Annotated in this window: 14 protein-coding genes and 1 pseudogene; 5 read left to right on the forward strand and 10 right to left on the reverse strand. The window is 62.7% G+C overall.

The features are described from left to right. Nucleotides 1–4: 4 nt before the first annotated feature. Both glpK and ACQRCJ_RS10515 read right to left on the reverse strand, forming a co-directional pair. Complete coding sequence (glpK, locus tag ACQRCJ_RS10510) at nucleotides 5–1513, reverse strand: glycerol kinase GlpK (protein ID WP_427799769.1); 1509 nt, start codon at nucleotides 1511–1513, stop codon at nucleotides 5–7. Between the two features lie 106 nt (nucleotides 1514–1619). Beyond that, nucleotides 1620–2435, reverse strand: coding sequence for an MIP/aquaporin family protein (locus tag ACQRCJ_RS10515; protein ID WP_303956010.1), 816 nt, complete (start codon nucleotides 2433–2435; stop codon nucleotides 1620–1622). 289 nt (nucleotides 2436–2724) lie between these two features. Between ACQRCJ_RS10515 and ACQRCJ_RS10520 the strand changes: the two genes are divergently transcribed. Then, on the forward strand, nucleotides 2725–3669 hold the full coding sequence (locus tag ACQRCJ_RS10520) for a helix-turn-helix transcriptional regulator (RefSeq protein ID WP_168936231.1): 945 nt from the start codon (nucleotides 2725–2727) through the stop codon (nucleotides 3667–3669). A gap of 261 nt (nucleotides 3670–3930) precedes the next feature. On the opposite strand, the gene ACQRCJ_RS10525 is transcribed toward ACQRCJ_RS10520, so the two are convergent. The 7 genes and pseudogenes from ACQRCJ_RS10525 to ACQRCJ_RS10555 all read right to left on the reverse strand — a co-directional run bounded on the left by ACQRCJ_RS10525 (nucleotide 3931) and on the right by ACQRCJ_RS10555 (nucleotide 9759). Further along, on the reverse strand, nucleotides 3931–4923 hold the full coding sequence (locus ACQRCJ_RS10525; protein WP_168936232.1) for a Smr/MutS family protein: 993 nt from the start codon (nucleotides 4921–4923) through the stop codon (nucleotides 3931–3933). A 166-nt stretch (nucleotides 4924–5089) separates the two neighbouring features. After that, nucleotides 5090–5461, reverse strand: a pseudogene (gene secG / locus ACQRCJ_RS10530) (preprotein translocase subunit SecG); the annotation flags it as partial. A 42-nt stretch (nucleotides 5462–5503) separates the two neighbouring features. Beyond that, entirely contained in the window at nucleotides 5504–6250 is a 747-nt protein-coding gene (gene tpiA / locus ACQRCJ_RS10535; RefSeq protein WP_168936234.1) for a triose-phosphate isomerase, read from the reverse strand. A gap of 16 nt (nucleotides 6251–6266) precedes the next feature. Then, the gene (gene rimI / locus ACQRCJ_RS10540; protein ID WP_204625236.1) at nucleotides 6267–6734 is read right to left on the reverse strand and encodes a ribosomal protein S18-alanine N-acetyltransferase; all 468 of its coding nucleotides are present in this window, start codon (nucleotides 6732–6734) and stop codon (nucleotides 6267–6269) included. Continuing rightward, on the reverse strand, nucleotides 6731–7540 hold the full coding sequence (locus tag ACQRCJ_RS10545; protein WP_204625235.1) for an inositol monophosphatase family protein: 810 nt from the start codon (nucleotides 7538–7540) through the stop codon (nucleotides 6731–6733). The genes rimI and ACQRCJ_RS10545 overlap by 4 nt, the downstream gene beginning before the upstream one ends. Nucleotides 7541–7695: 155 nt before the next feature. Next, nucleotides 7696–8721: a rod shape-determining protein gene (locus tag ACQRCJ_RS10550; protein ID WP_427799770.1), complete on the reverse strand. Its 1026-nt coding sequence runs from the start codon at nucleotides 8719–8721 to the stop codon at nucleotides 7696–7698. 3 nt (nucleotides 8722–8724) lie between these two features. After that, the gene (locus tag ACQRCJ_RS10555; RefSeq protein WP_006004530.1) at nucleotides 8725–9759 is read right to left on the reverse strand and encodes a GAF domain-containing protein; all 1035 of its coding nucleotides are present in this window, start codon (nucleotides 9757–9759) and stop codon (nucleotides 8725–8727) included. Between the two features lie 198 nt (nucleotides 9760–9957). On the opposite strand from ACQRCJ_RS10555, the gene ACQRCJ_RS10560 reads away from it, so the two are divergent. From ACQRCJ_RS10560 to ACQRCJ_RS10575, 4 genes are read left to right on the forward strand one after another with little or no spacing between them, the layout of a single operon-like run. Then, on the forward strand, nucleotides 9958–11676 hold the full coding sequence (locus tag ACQRCJ_RS10560; protein ID WP_427799771.1) for a hypothetical protein: 1719 nt from the start codon (nucleotides 9958–9960) through the stop codon (nucleotides 11674–11676). Beyond that, entirely contained in the window at nucleotides 11673–12410 is a 738-nt protein-coding gene (locus tag ACQRCJ_RS10565; protein WP_204625233.1) for a 16S rRNA (uracil(1498)-N(3))-methyltransferase, read from the forward strand. The genes ACQRCJ_RS10560 and ACQRCJ_RS10565 overlap by 4 nt, the downstream gene beginning before the upstream one ends. A gap of 9 nt (nucleotides 12411–12419) precedes the next feature. Then, the gene (locus ACQRCJ_RS10570) at nucleotides 12420–13646 is read left to right on the forward strand and encodes a replication-associated recombination protein A (RefSeq protein ID WP_303956011.1); all 1227 of its coding nucleotides are present in this window, start codon (nucleotides 12420–12422) and stop codon (nucleotides 13644–13646) included. Then, entirely contained in the window at nucleotides 13646–14467 is an 822-nt protein-coding gene (locus ACQRCJ_RS10575) for a lysophospholipid acyltransferase family protein (protein ID WP_204625231.1), read from the forward strand. Before ACQRCJ_RS10570 ends, ACQRCJ_RS10575 begins: the two co-directional genes overlap by 1 nt. A gap of 137 nt (nucleotides 14468–14604) precedes the next feature. Here ACQRCJ_RS10575 and tnpA read toward each other — a convergent pair. After that, nucleotides 14605–15001: IS200/IS605 family transposase (tnpA, locus tag ACQRCJ_RS10580; RefSeq protein WP_427799772.1), on the reverse strand; the 397-nt coding region annotated here is incomplete at its 5' end.

The following is a 15001-nucleotide window of genomic DNA, read 5'->3' on the forward strand; positions in this document are numbered from 1 at the left end:
GTACCTAGTCTTCCACGTCGATCCACTGCAGGGCGCGGGACACGGCCTTTTTCCAGCCCTTGTAACGCTGCACCTGCTTTTCCTTGTCCGCGGAAGGCTCAAAAACACGTTCGATGTGCAGGCGGTTGCGCACGTCGTCCAGGCCGCTCCAGTACCCCACGGCCAGACCGGCCAGGAAAGCAGCACCCAGGGCCGTCAATTCCAGCGTGGCGGGACGTTCCACATTGACGCCCAGGATGTCGGACTGGAACTGCATCAGGAAGTTGTTGGCGCTGGCGCCGCCGTCCACACGCAGGGCCTGCAGCGGGATGCCGGAATCCGCCTGCATGGCTTCGATGACGTCCTTGCTCTGGTAGGCGATGGATTCCAGCGTGGCGCGGATGATGTGGCTGGCGTTGGTGCCGCGGGTCAGGCCCACGATGGCGCCGCGGGCATAGGGATCCCAGTAGGGAGCGCCCAGACCGGTGAAGGCCGGGATCACATAGACATCGTTGGAGGTCTCCGCCTTGTTGGCGAAGTATTCCGTATCACGGGCATCGTTGACGATCTTCAGCTCGTCCCGCAGCCACTGGATGGCGGAACCGCCCACGAAGATGGAACCTTCCAGGGCGTAGCAGGCTTCGCCACGGGGACCGCAGGCAAGAGTGGTGATGAGGCCGTTCTTGGAGCTGACAGCGGTCTTGCCGGTGTTCATGAGCATGAAGCAGCCGGTGCCGTAGGTATTCTTGGCCATGCCGTTTTCCACGCACAGATGCCCGAACAGGGCCGCCTGCTGGTCACCGGCGATGCCCGCGATGGGGATGCGCGTACCGCCCTTGCCGCCGATGTTGGTCTGGCCGTAGACCGTGGACGAAGGTTTGACTTCGGGCAGCATGGAGCGCGGGATGCCCAGCATGGAGAGGATGTGTTCGTCCCACTCCAGCTTGTGGATGTTGAACAGCATGGTGCGCGAGGCATTGGTATAGTCGGTCACGTGCACGCGGCCCTGGGTCATGTTCCAGATCAGCCAGGTGTCGATGGTGCCGAACAGCAGCTGCCCCTTCTCCGCCTTTTCACGGGCGCCGGGCACGTTGTCCAGGATCCACTTGATCTTGGTGCCGGAGAAATAGGGGTCCAGCAGCAGGCCGGTATTTTCCCGCACGTATTCCTCAAAGCCTTCGTTCTTGCGCAGCTCGTCGCAGATCTGCGCGGTACGGCGGCACTGCCAGACGATGGCATTGTACACGGGCTTGCCCGTATCCTTTTCCCAGACCACCGTGGTCTCGCGCTGGTTGGTGATGCCGATGGCCGTCACTTCGTCCGAAGAGATGCCCACGCTGGCCAGGGCTTCGGTCAGCGTGGAGCTCTGGGTGGCCCAAATCTGGCGGGGATCATGCTCCACCCAGCCCGGACGGGGGTAGATCTGGGGGAACTCGCGCTGCACCACAGCCACGATGTTGACGTCCTGATCCAGCACGACGGTGCGGGAACTGGTGGTACCCTGGTCCAAGGCAACGATATATTTGCCTTGCATAGCTTTTTTCTCCAGTGATGTTCAAAGGGGACCGGCAGGCACCGGCCTGCGTGATAGGATAACCGCAGAACGTGTCACCTGTCCATCGGCCCCCCGTTCAGGGCCTTTAGGCCTTGTCCTCGGCGGCCGCGTTGCGATCCAGGGCCACCACGATGATGCGCTTGTAGATCCAGCCGCCGATACAGGCCCCGATGATGGGCGCGATGAGCGGCACCAGGAAGTACGGCAGGCTCAGGTTGTCGTTGAGCGGATAGCCGGTCATCACATCCGTGCCCCAGCCCGCCAGAGCGGCGAACAGACGCGGGCCGAAGTCACGCGCGGCATTCATGGCAAAGCCGGTCAGCGGGCCGAAGCTGGCGCCGATGAGCGCCACCAGCAGACCGATGAGCAGGCCGCCCAGATTGCCCTTGGGAGCCGTATTGCGGCCATCCACCAGGGCATAGATCAGGCACATGAGCACGGCCGTGATGACGAGCTCCACGAAAAAGGCCTGGAAAAAGGTGATCTTGGGATGGGGGAAGGTACAGAAGATCCCGGCCAGCGCCGTCATCTTGGCGGGATCGCCCGCCGTGGCGGCCACGGCATCGGCAAACAGATTGTAATACATGGCATAGGCCAGCGCCGCAGCACAGAAACCGGCCACCGTCTGCACCAGGATGTAGGGCACGACCTTGCGCTTGTCGAAATCCCCGAACAACGCCAGGGCGATGGTCACGGACGGATTGAGGTGCGCGCCGCACACACCGCCGCAAACATAGACGCCCATGGCCACGGCAAGACCCCAGACGATGCTGATTTCCCACTGGCCAAAGCTGGCCCCCGCCAGCTTGAGCGCCCCCACGCAGCCGATGCCGCACAGCAGGAAAATGAAGGTGCCCAGAAATTCTGAAAGATAAATGTGCGTATTACCTGTTTTTTTCATAAACTCTCCACCATTGTTTCCCAATTCCTGCAAGAGGGCGAAAGCTTTCTCCATAAGGCTCTTGCGGCTCTTCCAGGATCACCAATTGCTCTGTGGCAGCACACCTACCACGCTATTGTGACAATTCTGTAACAAAGAGGAATGATTGTCTTTTATTTGTCACATCATCCTGCATCCGTGCACAGGTCACAAAAAACAGCCAGAACCTACAAAAAACACCTGCCTGTGCAATATTGGCCTTGCTTCACGGCATGTCAGCATCTAGCATAAGCCGGACAGGAGGTTCGTCATGCCCAGTAAACTGGATCCCGATGCCCGTACCGGTGACAAGCTGCTGCGTCTTTTCCGCAAGCTGCTCTTCGATAACAGGCGCCATTTCCAGCAGGACCTGGCGCGCGAACTCAACTGCTCGCCCCAGACAGTCATCCGTCTGATGGAACAGATCGAAAGCGCCGTAGGCATCGCCCTGGAAATGGGCACGGAACAGCGCCGCCGCTGGTATCGCCTGAATCCCGGAGAAAAGGGGCATCTGGGCCTCGATTTCGAGGAGCTGCGCTTTCTGACCCTGTGCCGCCGCATGGCGGGAGGCATCCTGCCGGAGCAGACCCTGCAGCGTGTGGACAGGACCATCCAGCGCCTGGCCATGCACATGGCGGATCCGCACTTCCAGGATCAGGACGATTTTGCCTTCTACATCAAGGGGCGCATCAATTACACACCCTTTGCGGACACCATCGAGCGCCTCGTCCAGGCCGCCCGCTGCCAGACCGTCTGCCGGATCCGCTACAAAGCCGTGGGCAAGGCGGAGCCGCGAATCCACCGCTTCATCCCCGTACGCATGGCCGCCATGAACAATGCCCTGTATGTGCTGGGCGGCCAGCTGGGTGAGGAGGGGCTCGAAGTCGAACATCCCTGTACCCTGGCCGTCCATCGTATCCAGAACGTGGAGCTGACCGGGGACCATGTCCGTTACAGCCGCGACGATGACGAGCATGGCGGCTTTGGCCTGCCCTGGCACGAACCGCGAACTTTCCGCATCCGCGTATCCCCCAATGCCGCCGACTATGTGCGGGAGCGCATCTGGGCCACCAACCAGCAGATCGAGGACTGCGAAGATGGTGGCCTCATCCTGACCCTGACCACCCGCAGCGAGCCGGAATTGCGCGCCTGGGTCCGCAGTTTCGGAGATGCGGCTGTCCTGCTGGAGGACGACACGCCCCGGGAGCAGGGCTAAAGCGCAGCCCTCTGCCTGTCTCCTGCGGAAACGGCAGGCGCCCCTGTGCCCACCTCCAGGATGCAAAGGGACAAGGGGCTCCCCCTCTCCTGCAAATGTGCCGACAGGCATATGCTTTCCGCCTTGCCGGACAAGCCCGTATCTTTGCAGCCTGCATACCTGCGTTTGAGGGAGCAAAAAAACAGGCATAAAAAAAGGACGTCCGAAGACGTCCTTTTTTTATGCCTGTCATCAAGGGCAGCGCAGTTCGTACAGCGCTGCCTATTCGTAAAGATCCGCGTCAGCGGGCATCCGCTCCCAGTAGACACGGCCCTTTTTCTTGTATTTGCGCAACAGCACATAGACGCTGCCGGGACCGCCGTCATGCGGCTGGGCCGTGCAGAAGGCCAGGACAACGCGCTTGAAGGGGTCCTGGGTGAGCCAGGACTGCAACTTGCCGCGCAGCACGCCCACGCCGTCCGGGGAGTTCTTGCCGCGGCCGGGCACCACCAAAATGGTCCGCAGGCCCTTGTACCAGCTGCCGCGCATGAAACCGCGCAGGGTCTCGAAAGCCTGCTGGGCATTGAGGCCGTGCAGGTCGAGGTGCGCCTCGGGGCTCAGGCCTCCGGCGCGCAGCTTGTTCACGATCATCTGGTCCAGCCCCACCACATGGCCTTCCATGTATTCATCGGTCATGGACAGGGCAAATTCCAGCTTGCCGTCCAGGAAGTCCTGCAGGCTGGTATCCGCGGACGGCGGCGGCGTGCTCTGGGCCACTGCGGGCGGCACGTCCCGCCCCTTGCCCTGCAGCGGCGTCACCTGCTTCATGGCCAGCAAAAAGTCATCTTCCTCACTGGCCGCCACCACAGCTTCCAGCCCGGCGGCCGCATCCGCCTTACCGGTAGGTGCGGCAACAGCTCCGGCAGCTGCGGGGACCGCGGCTCCGCTCTCCTTGTGGGGGGCGCTGCCCTTTTTCTTCTTTTCCTTGAGCTTCTTCACCTGCGGCATGGCGCACTGCTCTTCCATGGCAAAGCCGCCCTGCCCCGCTCCCTGACCGCGGGCCGCACCGCCGTGAGCCGACTGGCGCTCCACATTGCTCATGGCGGACAGGAACAGGGAGGCGTCCTCGTCGTCCGCAGGCACGGCAGCCTGGCGCGCGATGCGCTTGCCGCGTTTTTCCGGCGCCGCAGGGGCACCCGTCTTTTTCTGCTGCGGGAACCGTCCTTTTTCCAGAGCCTTGAAGGGATTGTTCTTGAAGCTGTTGTCGTCTGTCATGGGAGCCCCCTGTTGCTGAAAAAAAAGCCGCGGCAGGACCGCGGCTTTTTCCATTGGATCAAAAAAACGTCTACTGCTGGGCAGGCTGGGCTGCGGGAGCGTCCGCAGCAGGAGCCTCAGCGGCGGGAGCTTCGGAAGCCGCAGGGGCCTCAGGAGCATCGGCAGGGGCGGCAGCAGCCGGAGCAGCCGCGGGAGCTTCGCTGGTCGCGGCAGGCTGGGCCGGAGCAGCAGCTTCAGGCGCGGCAGCGGGCTTGGCAGGCACGTCTTCGATGGTCAGGGGTTCGACCTTGAGCACGGCGGATTCATCGCTGGGACGCGAGCTGGTCACATAGGTGTAGCTCAGCGAGGTCACCACGAAGACCACGGCCATGAAGGCGGTCATCTTGGCCAGCATGCCGCCGGCACCGCTGCTGCCGAACACAGAGGTATTGCCGCCACCGAAAATGACGCCCATACCTTCCTTGCCGGCCTGCAAGAGAATGAGAATGACGAGCACCACACAAACAATGATATGAAGCGTCAGAATAAGGGTCTGCACAAGAGCCTCCCAGGGGCACGACGTAAATGAAGAACTTCAGGCCTAGGCCCGGATAATCTGCACAAAACTTTGCGCGTCCAAAGAAGCGCCACCTATCAGAAGACCATCCACATTGTCAAGTCCGATAAGGTTACCGGCATTGGCCGGTTTGACGCTCCCACCATACAGGATCGGGATCCTGTTGCCGGTCTCGCCCAGGCGCTCGCACAGCAGGCGACGCACCACGGCGTGGGTGGCCAGCACTTCGTCGGGACCGGCGACCTTGCCGGTACCGATGGCCCACACGGGCTCATAGGCCACAGCAAAGCGGCCTTCCAGCGCGTCCCCTCCGGCGGGCAGGCCGCTGTCCAGCTGACGGCGCAGCACGTCTTCCAGCTGGCCGGATTCGCGCTCTTCCAGCTTTTCCCCGATGCAGAGCATGACCTTGAGGCCCTGCTCCAGGGCAAAGGCCGTCTTGCGGCCCACCAGCTCATCGGATTCGCCCAGCACGTGACGGCGCTCGGAATGTCCGGTCAGCACCCAGACCGCACCGGCGTCCTGCAGCATGCGCGGCGAGATCTCGCCGGTGAACGCCCCTTCCACGGCAGGCCACACATCCTGCGCACCGGCCTGCGCCTGCGAAGCGGCAAAAGCGTCCGCCACCTCGGCGATGGCCGTGAAGGGCGCGAACACCACCACTTCGTGCGGGGTCGGCTGTTCGTTCAGGGCAGCAGCCACGGCAGCGGCCGTTTCGCGGGCTTCCTGCCGGGTCTTGTACATTTTCCAGTTGGCAGCGATGATCTTCTGCATGGAAATATCCTCTCTGTCAGTCCTGCGGTGCCAGATCACACTGATAGATCAGGGCATCTTCGCCGGTGTCCGCATAATAGCGGGGCCGTTTGCCCACCCGGACGAAGCCGCATTTCTCGTATAAGGCGATGGCCGGGGCATTCCCGGTACGGACTTCAAGCAAAGCCCTGTTGATACCTGTTTTTTCAGCTTCTTGCAAGGCTGTGCGCAAAAGCCGTTCGCCCAGTCCCTGCCGCCGTGCAACGGGCAGGACGGCCAGGTTGAGCACTTCCAGCTCGTCCGCTGCCTGATAGAGCGAGATATAGCCCTGCAACACGCCCGCTTCTTCCAGCCCGTAAGCCACGAAAGCCTGCTGGCTGAAGGCGGCCCGGCACTGCTCCTCGCTCCACGGCAGGGAAAAACAGGCGGCCTCCAGTGCCTGCATGGCGGCAGCGTCCCCGGCCGTCAGGCGGCGGGGGGCCGTATCCCCGGCAGTCAGGCTCATGCGGGGCGCCTTTCCGCCCGCACGGGCGTCACGGCCGCCAGCAGATGCCGCAGTTCCTTGTGCACCAGGCCGTTGCTGGCCATGATCTCGTCCCCGAAGGTATACGGACGTCCATCCAGCGTCGTGACCCGCCCGCCGGCTTCTTCCACCAGCAGCCAGCCGGCAGCCACGTCCCAGGGCTTGAGCAGCATCTCGTAGAAGGCGTCCTGCCGCCCGGCGGCCACATAGGCCAGATCCACCGAGGCGGCCCCGATACGGCGCACGCCCTGGGCCTTGGGCAGCACCAGGGCCAGACGGGCCAGCACATCGTCCAGGCGTTCGGCGATGGCATAGGGGAACCCCGTAGCCACCACGGCATCGGACAGGACCTCGGCCGAGCTCACATGGATGGGCTCGCCGTTGCGGAAGGCCCCCATGCCCAGACCGGCCCAGAAACATTCATCCATCATGGGCACGTTCACCACGCCCAGCACCACATGGCCGTCCGCCCACAGGGCCACGGACGTCCCCACCTGGGGGATTCGGTGCACGAAATTGGTGGTGCCGTCCACAGGATCGATGATCCAGCACAGGGGCGACGGCTCCTGACCGGCCACGCAGCTTTCCTCGGCCAGGAATTCGGCCTGCGGCAGCAATTCTCCCAGACGTTCCTTGAGGAAGGCCTCCACGGCCACGTCCGTTTCCGTCACCAGGTCGATACTGCCCTTGTGCCTGACGGCATGCGTTTTTTCCCACTGGCGGCGGATGATGTCGCCGCTCTCGCGCACGACGTCCACCACATCCTGCAAAAATCGGGCTGTCAGCATGAAACGATGTCCCAAGGCCGGCCCCCCTGCCCGGCAGGAGCGCACGGCAGTTGCAAGGACAGGACGCACGGCGGCCATCCCGGCCGAAAACCTGCCCGCCCTTCCGGCATGGCGGACGCCATGTCCAAACGAGGCAGGAGAATCGCCCGTCTGTCCTAATTAATGAAAATCCCTTCGTAATCCTCGCGGTACAGCATGGCCTGCGCCGTCCCGCGCAACACCGTGGTCAGGGGATCCTTGTCCACTGCGACCTTCAGGTGCGTCGCCCGGGCGATGCACTGGTCCAGACCGCGCAGCAGGGCCCCGCCTCCGGCCATGAGCAGCCCGTTGTCGTACACATCGGCGGCCAGTGCCGGCGGCGCCTGCTCCAGCGCGCGCAGCACGGTCTCCACCACGGCCTGGACAGGGTCGTGCAGGGCCTCGCAGATGTCGCCCTCGGTCACGGTCACCACCCGGGGGCCGCCATAGACAAGATCCTTGCCGGACACTTCCAGCCGCAGGCTGTTGTTCTGGGGCAGGGCCGCACCAAGGATCTTTTTGACGTTTTCCGCCGTATTCTCGCCCACTTCGAGGCGAAAGACCTCGCGCAGATAATGCTGCACGGCCAGGTTCATGGCATCACCGGCCACGCGCACCGACTGCGAGACCGCTATGCCCGTCATGCTGATGAGCGCCACTTCGCTGGTGCCGCCGCCGATGTCCAGCACCAGGTTGCCCAGGGGCTCCTGCACGGGCATGCCCGCCCCGATGGCCGCGGCCATGGGTTCTTCCACCAGGGAGACCGAACGTGCGCCCGACAGCAGGGCCGCGTCGATGACGGCTTTTTTCTCCACCTGGGTGATGCCCGTGGGGATGCAGATCACCATGGACGGCTTGACCAGACGCAGACCGGAGATGCACTTGCCCACGAAATGGGCGATCATCTTGCGGGTGATGTCGAAGTCGGCGATGACGCCGTCCTTCATGGGCCGAATGGCGCAGATGTTCTGGGGCGTGCGGCCCAGATATTCCTTGGCGGCAGCGCCCACGGCCAGCACCTTGCGGCTGACCGCGTCCACAGCCACCACCGAGGGCTCATTGATGAAAATGCCATGCTTCCTGGTGTACAGCAGCGTGTTGGCCGTACCAAGATCCATGGCAATGTCCTGGGTCAGGAACCTGCTGAAAAATCGGGACAGCATGGCTTAAGGATTCTTGACGGGCGGCACCGGAGCGGTATCGGGATCGTAGCGGCGGGGACCCTGGCTGTGGACCGTGCCCTGCGGCAGCAGGGAACGCAGACGTACCCGCAGGTACAGATTTTCGAGGAACAGGGCCAGATGGTCCACGGCCTGACGCACGAAGGAGCGCAGGGACTCGTCGATGCTGCGCGTGGACGTATGCGCCAGACAGAGCACACCGCGCGTGCTCTTGTTGATCTGTACCGGCAGGCAGATGATGGCCTGGAAATCGGGCATGCCCGGCAGCTTGCCGAACAGCATGGTGGAGGGAGCGCCTTCCAGCCCTTCGTTGATGACGGGCTGGTCGTTGCTGAAGACCCAGCCGGCGATGCCGCTGCCTACAGGCAGGACCATGGGCTCGCCGTTCTCCAGCACCAGGCGGGCGGACTCGCATTCCACACAGTAGCTCTCACCGGGAACATCCACCGAAGCGAAGGCGCAGTAGTCGAAGCCCGTGGCATCGACCATGGTACGCACATAATTCTGGATGAACTGCGACCAGCGGCGGTAACGGAAGCGCAGCTCCTGGATCACGGCCAGCTCGGCGAAATAGCGGGGGATGTCCCCGGCCATTTCCTGACGGCCCTTGCTGGCCTGCTGGCGGGAGACCAGCTCGGCAAAAAGCTGCAGCAGCTTGTAGTCCCTGTCAGTGAAGGAATACTGCCGCTTGCTGTCCACGCACAGGGCACCGCCCGTGGGCACGGGACACCCCATGAATGCCTTGATGCCGGCTTCCTCGCCTTCCCGGTAATAGCCGAGCTTGTGCTTATGCTGGTCGAAATTGGGGACCAGCATCTGCTGGCGGTTGCGGATGATCCAGTCTACCAGGCTCCCCGACGAAAGCATGGCCCCCTGCTCCACCCCTTCGCCAAGGCTGAAGGAGGCCGCGAGATAATGCTCCTCACCATTTTCGGAGGGCAGGAAAAGGACGGCGGAGTAGGCATCGAAAACACTGCAAACGATGCTGAGGATGTGTTGTTCAAGAGTATTGGCAGTCATGTCGGTACGCGTTTGATGGTGGGCCCGGGCACAAGCCCGGGACTGACGCACGGAAGTGTACCAAAGCAGCATAGCGCCCGCAACAGCTTTTCGCCCGCACCGGCGGCCCGGCGGGCAAAAACGACAAATCCCGGGAGCGCCTCTGGAAATTCCCCCCAAAAGCAGTTACTCTTTACGGAGAATCGGGTAAGGTTGCACATGATCAAGTGGCAAGAGATCTTCAGCAAGGACGGCTTTCACTGGCAGGATGCCTATACGACATCCGAGCCGGTCGTCATCGCGCGTCTTGACGAGCTCAAGCGCTTTCTCGATGCCGTGCATATCCGCTTCTGTCTGGTCAAGCCCTATCAGGAGCACAAGAACTACCCGCTGGTGGAAGGCCGCGAACTTTTGCCCTCGTTCGACAACGACATGTTCGAATACAAGGACCTGCCGGGCTTCTCCATGGTGGCTTTTGCCCGCCAGCTGGACTATTTTTCCGAGACCTTCCAGTTCGACAAACTGCACCCCATCGTCATGGAAGCCGACGGCGCCTGCTGCCCGCTGGAGAACCAGGTCCTTGCCCGTAACGTGCAGACCCTGGCCTCCCGCCTGCCGCGCATGCACCAGGACATCTTCCGCCAGCAGTTCGCCAATGCCGATACCGTGATCCTGGACAATTATCCCTCGCTCATGCCCTATCTGCTGGCCATGGACAGGGCCCAGGTACTCGCCCTCGATGCGGACCGGCAGTTCTACCTGGCGGGGGTCTTCGCCTCCTTCCCGTCGGACATCGACAGCGAGCTCAAACGCTTCGGCATGCGCATCGGCAAATTCGTCTATGGCGACAGCGAGATCTACGAACGCAACCGCATGTTCGTCTACCAGTACCTGATGGAGCTCTACGGCTTCCCCATCGTCTCGGAACGCCGCACCTCCAGCGCGCTCTTTGCCCGCAAGCTGCACAAGCTGGGCGAGCACTTCATGCTGCGCGTCCTGGGGCAGACGGACCGTACCATCACCACCTATACGTCCATGGGCCAGAGCACCCGCTACCCCCTGCTGAAAAAGATCGCCCTCATCTCCGTGGACGAGGATCAGGAGGAAGCCCTCGAGACGCTGGAAAAAGGCGGCTACTTCCTGGACCGTGACCGCCGGGTCGTCATCATCCGCGTCACCTACCGGCAGCACCGCTTCGATGCCAGCAACGTACAGCAGGACCGCGCCCTTTCCGTGGCCTGGCAGGAGATCCTGCATCCGCTCACGGGCGCGCCCCTGGCCGGGCTGAACATCATCAAGGACACCTCCAACATGTTCCTGCGCCTCAACGACATCGTGCGCGGTGAATACACCGGCCGCATCGTCTTCAAGCGCACGGAGATCGTGGAGAACACCGATACCGACGAGAAGCGCCTCAAATTCCTCTATGCCTGGCTCACCAAGCACCAGCGGCGCATGATAGGCTACAGCGACGACTTTTTTGCCAAGGTCAGCCGCGTACTCAACGGCTATCTCTACTCGCCGGACAATGACGATGCCTTCAGCAACATGCGCGAGCTGCACCGCGAGGTCTGTACCCGCTTCAGCTACATCCAGCAGGCTCGGCGCGTCCGCATCCTCGAGGACCTGGCCCAGCGCAAGGCCAAGGTGGGCCGCATGGGCTACCGCCAGATGATGCGCGAGGCCCTCGACCTGCTGACGGACCTGAAATTCGAGATCGTCAACTTTTTCCCGGCACTGGTGGACGGCATCGTGGACAGCGTGGAACGCATCCTTTCCGATGCCTACCTGCGCCGCACCTACATGGAACCTCCCGAATCCCGGCTGACCAAGGCCGGTCTGGAGATACGCAAGAATTACGGCCGTCTCGTCTCGCTGCAGGACGGCTTCAAGGCCGTGCGCCGCGCGCGGACGGCAAAAGGATCCAACGCATCATGAGTCTGCACCGCTTTTATCTTCCTCCCGAACAATGGGCCCACGATCTCTGGCTGGAAGGCCAGGAAGCCAAGCATCTGGTCCAGGTGCTGCGCCTGGCCCCGGGCGAGGAGGTCCTGCTGCTCGACGGCCAGGGCCGCAGCGGCCGTTTCGCCATCGCCGAAACAGCCAAAAAGAAGGCCCGCCTTGTCCTGCAGGAAGAACAGATGGCGCCCGCGCCGGAATCCCGCGCCGTCATGGCGCTGGCCTTCAGCAAGGCCGTGCGCCGCGGTTTCTTTATGGAAAAGGCCGTGGAGCTGGGTGCCCATGCCGTCTGGCTCTGGCAGGGTGACCACAGCCAGGGCAAACTGCCTGCCGATGCCGCCGAGGCCTGCCGAGGGCAGCTCATCGCCGGAGCCAAGCAGTGCGGCAATCCCTGGTTGCCGCAGGTGGAGGCCCTGACCGGCGGTGTGGACGAGCTGGTCCGCCGCGCCGCCACGGCCGACCGCCGCATCCTGCCCTGGGAGATGCAGGACACCGTGAGCATGCTCACGCCCCAGCTGGCCGGACGTCCCGGCACCACCGTGTACGTCATCGGCCCCGAGGGCGGCTTTTCCCAGCGGGAGCTGGACAGCCTGCGGGCGGCGCAGTTCACCTTCGTCAGCCTGGGGGCCCGTGTACTGCGCTGCGAGACCGCCGCGACCCTGTGCCTGGGCCTGCACTGGTGGGCCTCCCATCTGGCGGATCCGGCGGAATAAAGGACAGCCATGACCGCACAAAAGCCCCTGCCGGAGCGCATGCGCCCCGACGATCCCGATCTTTTTCTCGGGCAGAGCCATCTGGCAAGCCGCCTCAAGTCGCTCATGGCGGCGGAGCGCCTGCCCAGCCTGCTGTTTTTCGGCCCGCCGGGCTGCGGCAAGTCCACGCTGGCCCTGCTGCTGGCGCGTTCCCGCAAGCGTCCCTATCTGCGTCTCAGCGCGCCGGAGGCAGGCTTGCAGCACCTGCGCCGCTCCCTCAACGGCATCGAGATCCTGGTGCTCGACGAGCTGCACCGCTTTTCCAAGGCGCAGCAGGACTTTTTCCTGCCGCTGGTGGAATCGGGCGAGCTGACCCTGCTGGCCACCACGACGGAGAACCCGTCGTTCAGCGTCACCCGGCAGCTGCTCTCGCGCCTGCACGTGCTGCGCCTGCGCCCCCTGGGACGCTCGGAACTGATGGAGCTGGCCCGGCGCGGCGCCGAACAAACGGGCGTGACGCTTAACGACGAGGTGCTGGACATCATCACCGCCGCGGCCCACGGGGATGCCCGTACCCTGCTCAATCTGGTGGAGTACGCCGCTTCCCTGCCCGAGGAGATGCGCGAGCCCGAGCAGCTCAAGTCCGCCCTGCCCGAAGTCATGATGCGCCATGACAAGGACGGTGACAGCCATTACGAGCTGGCCTCGGCCCTCATCAAATCCATCCGCGGCAGCGATCCCGACGCGGCCCTCTACTATCTGGCCTGCCTGCTGGAAGGCGGCGAGGACCCGCGCTTCATCTGCCGCCGCCTTATCCTTTCCGCTTCGGAGGATGTGGGCCTGGCCGAGCCCAATGCCCTGCCCCTGGCCGTCTCCTGCCAGCAGGCCGTGGAATTCGTGGGCATGCCCGAAGGCTTCATCCCGCTGGCCGAGACGGTGGTCTATCTGGCCCTGGCCCGCAAGAGCAACAGCAGCTACGCCGCCTATCTGACCGCCGCCCGCGAAGTCAAATACAACGGAGCGCGGCCCGTGCCCCTGCATCTGCGCAACGCCAGTACGCAGTTGCAAAAGGAATGGGGCTACGGCAAGGAATACAAATATCCCCACAACTACCCTGACGGCTGGGTGGAACAGGATTACCTGCCCGCCGAGCTCGTGGGACGCCGCTTTTACCAGCCCCGCGACATGGGCGACGAAGCCCGCCTGAGCCAGTGGTGGCGCAAGATCCATAAAATCAGAAAAACGGAAGAATCCTGATGCAGCAGTATCAAGAAGGGGTCGTCGAGGCCCCGTTCGGCGATCTTTCCACCTATGTCAGCACGGCCCCGCAGCTGGGCGCCCCTGCCCGTTTCCCGGCCCTGAGATTCTACAGCAGCCTGCTGGCTGGCCCCGTGTTCTGGCTGTGCCGCAGGGCCGCCAAAGGCCTGTGTGACGACAGCGCCTGGGTCCACGCCAGCCTGCGTGTGACGGAACTCATCGAGCGCGTGGGCTGCCCGGTGAGCATCGAAGGCATGGAGAACATCTCGGCCACGCGCGGCCCCTGCGTCTTCGTGGCCAACCACATGAGCACGCTGGAGACCTTCATGCTGCCCGGCATCATCCGGCCCCACCGTGCCGTGACGTTCGTAATGAAAAAAAGCCTGGTCACCCTGCCCTTCTTCGGGGCCGTCATGCGCTCCCGCGATCCCATCGTTGTGGGCCGCACCAATCCCCGCGAAGACCTGACGGCCGTCCTGGAAGGCGGGGTGGAACGCCTGAAGAAAGGCATCTCCATCATCGTCTTTCCCCAGAGCACCCGCACCCCGGATTTCGATCCCCAGCACTTCAACACCATCGGGGTCAAGCTGGCCCGCAAGGCCGGTGTGCCCGTGGTGCCGCTGGCTCTCAAGACCGATGCCTGGGGCACGGGGAAAAAACTCAAGGAGCTGGGCCCCATCAAAAGTGGCCTGCCGGTGCGCTACAAGTTCGCCGCGCCCATGGATATCCACGGTAACGGCCGCGAGGAGCAGGCCTTCATCTGCGATTTCATCGGCTCCCAGCTGGCCAGCTGGCGCAAAGAGGACGGCGTCAACGCCTAGTCTTGCAGCCCCTTGCGGCCGGGGAAGTGAAAAAAGTGACCCACCGGCAAAGCCGGTGGTTCTTCATATGCGCCTGTAAGGCTCTTTTACCAGCCGCGCCCTAACAGGCGCATGGCGGTCTGACATTTGCATTTCTGTTACTTGCGGCCCGTAAACGGGCTACCGGGACACGGAAGGCTCAACTGCGCTCCCAATTTATCCTCATCTAATTGTCTTCGTATGTAATCACGGATTTTCATCGCATTTTTACCTGCCGTATCCACATAATATCCACGGCACCAAAATTCGCGATTGCGGTACTTGAATTTTAAATCACCAAATTGATCATATATCATCAGGCTACTTTTACCTTTCAAATATCCCATAAATCCTGAGACACTCATTTTAGGAGGAATCTCAACCAGCATATGGATATGGTCAGGACGGCATTCCGCCTCGATAATATTTATTCCTTTCCATTCGCACAGTCTGCGTAAAATCTCGCCTATGGCACGTTTTTTCTCACCATAGAAAACCTGCCTCCGGTACTTAGAG

Source organism: Desulfovibrio sp. SGI.102, assembly GCF_050314315.1.
In the GTDB taxonomy this organism is placed as follows: Bacteria; Desulfobacterota; Desulfovibrionia; order Desulfovibrionales; family Desulfovibrionaceae; genus Desulfovibrio.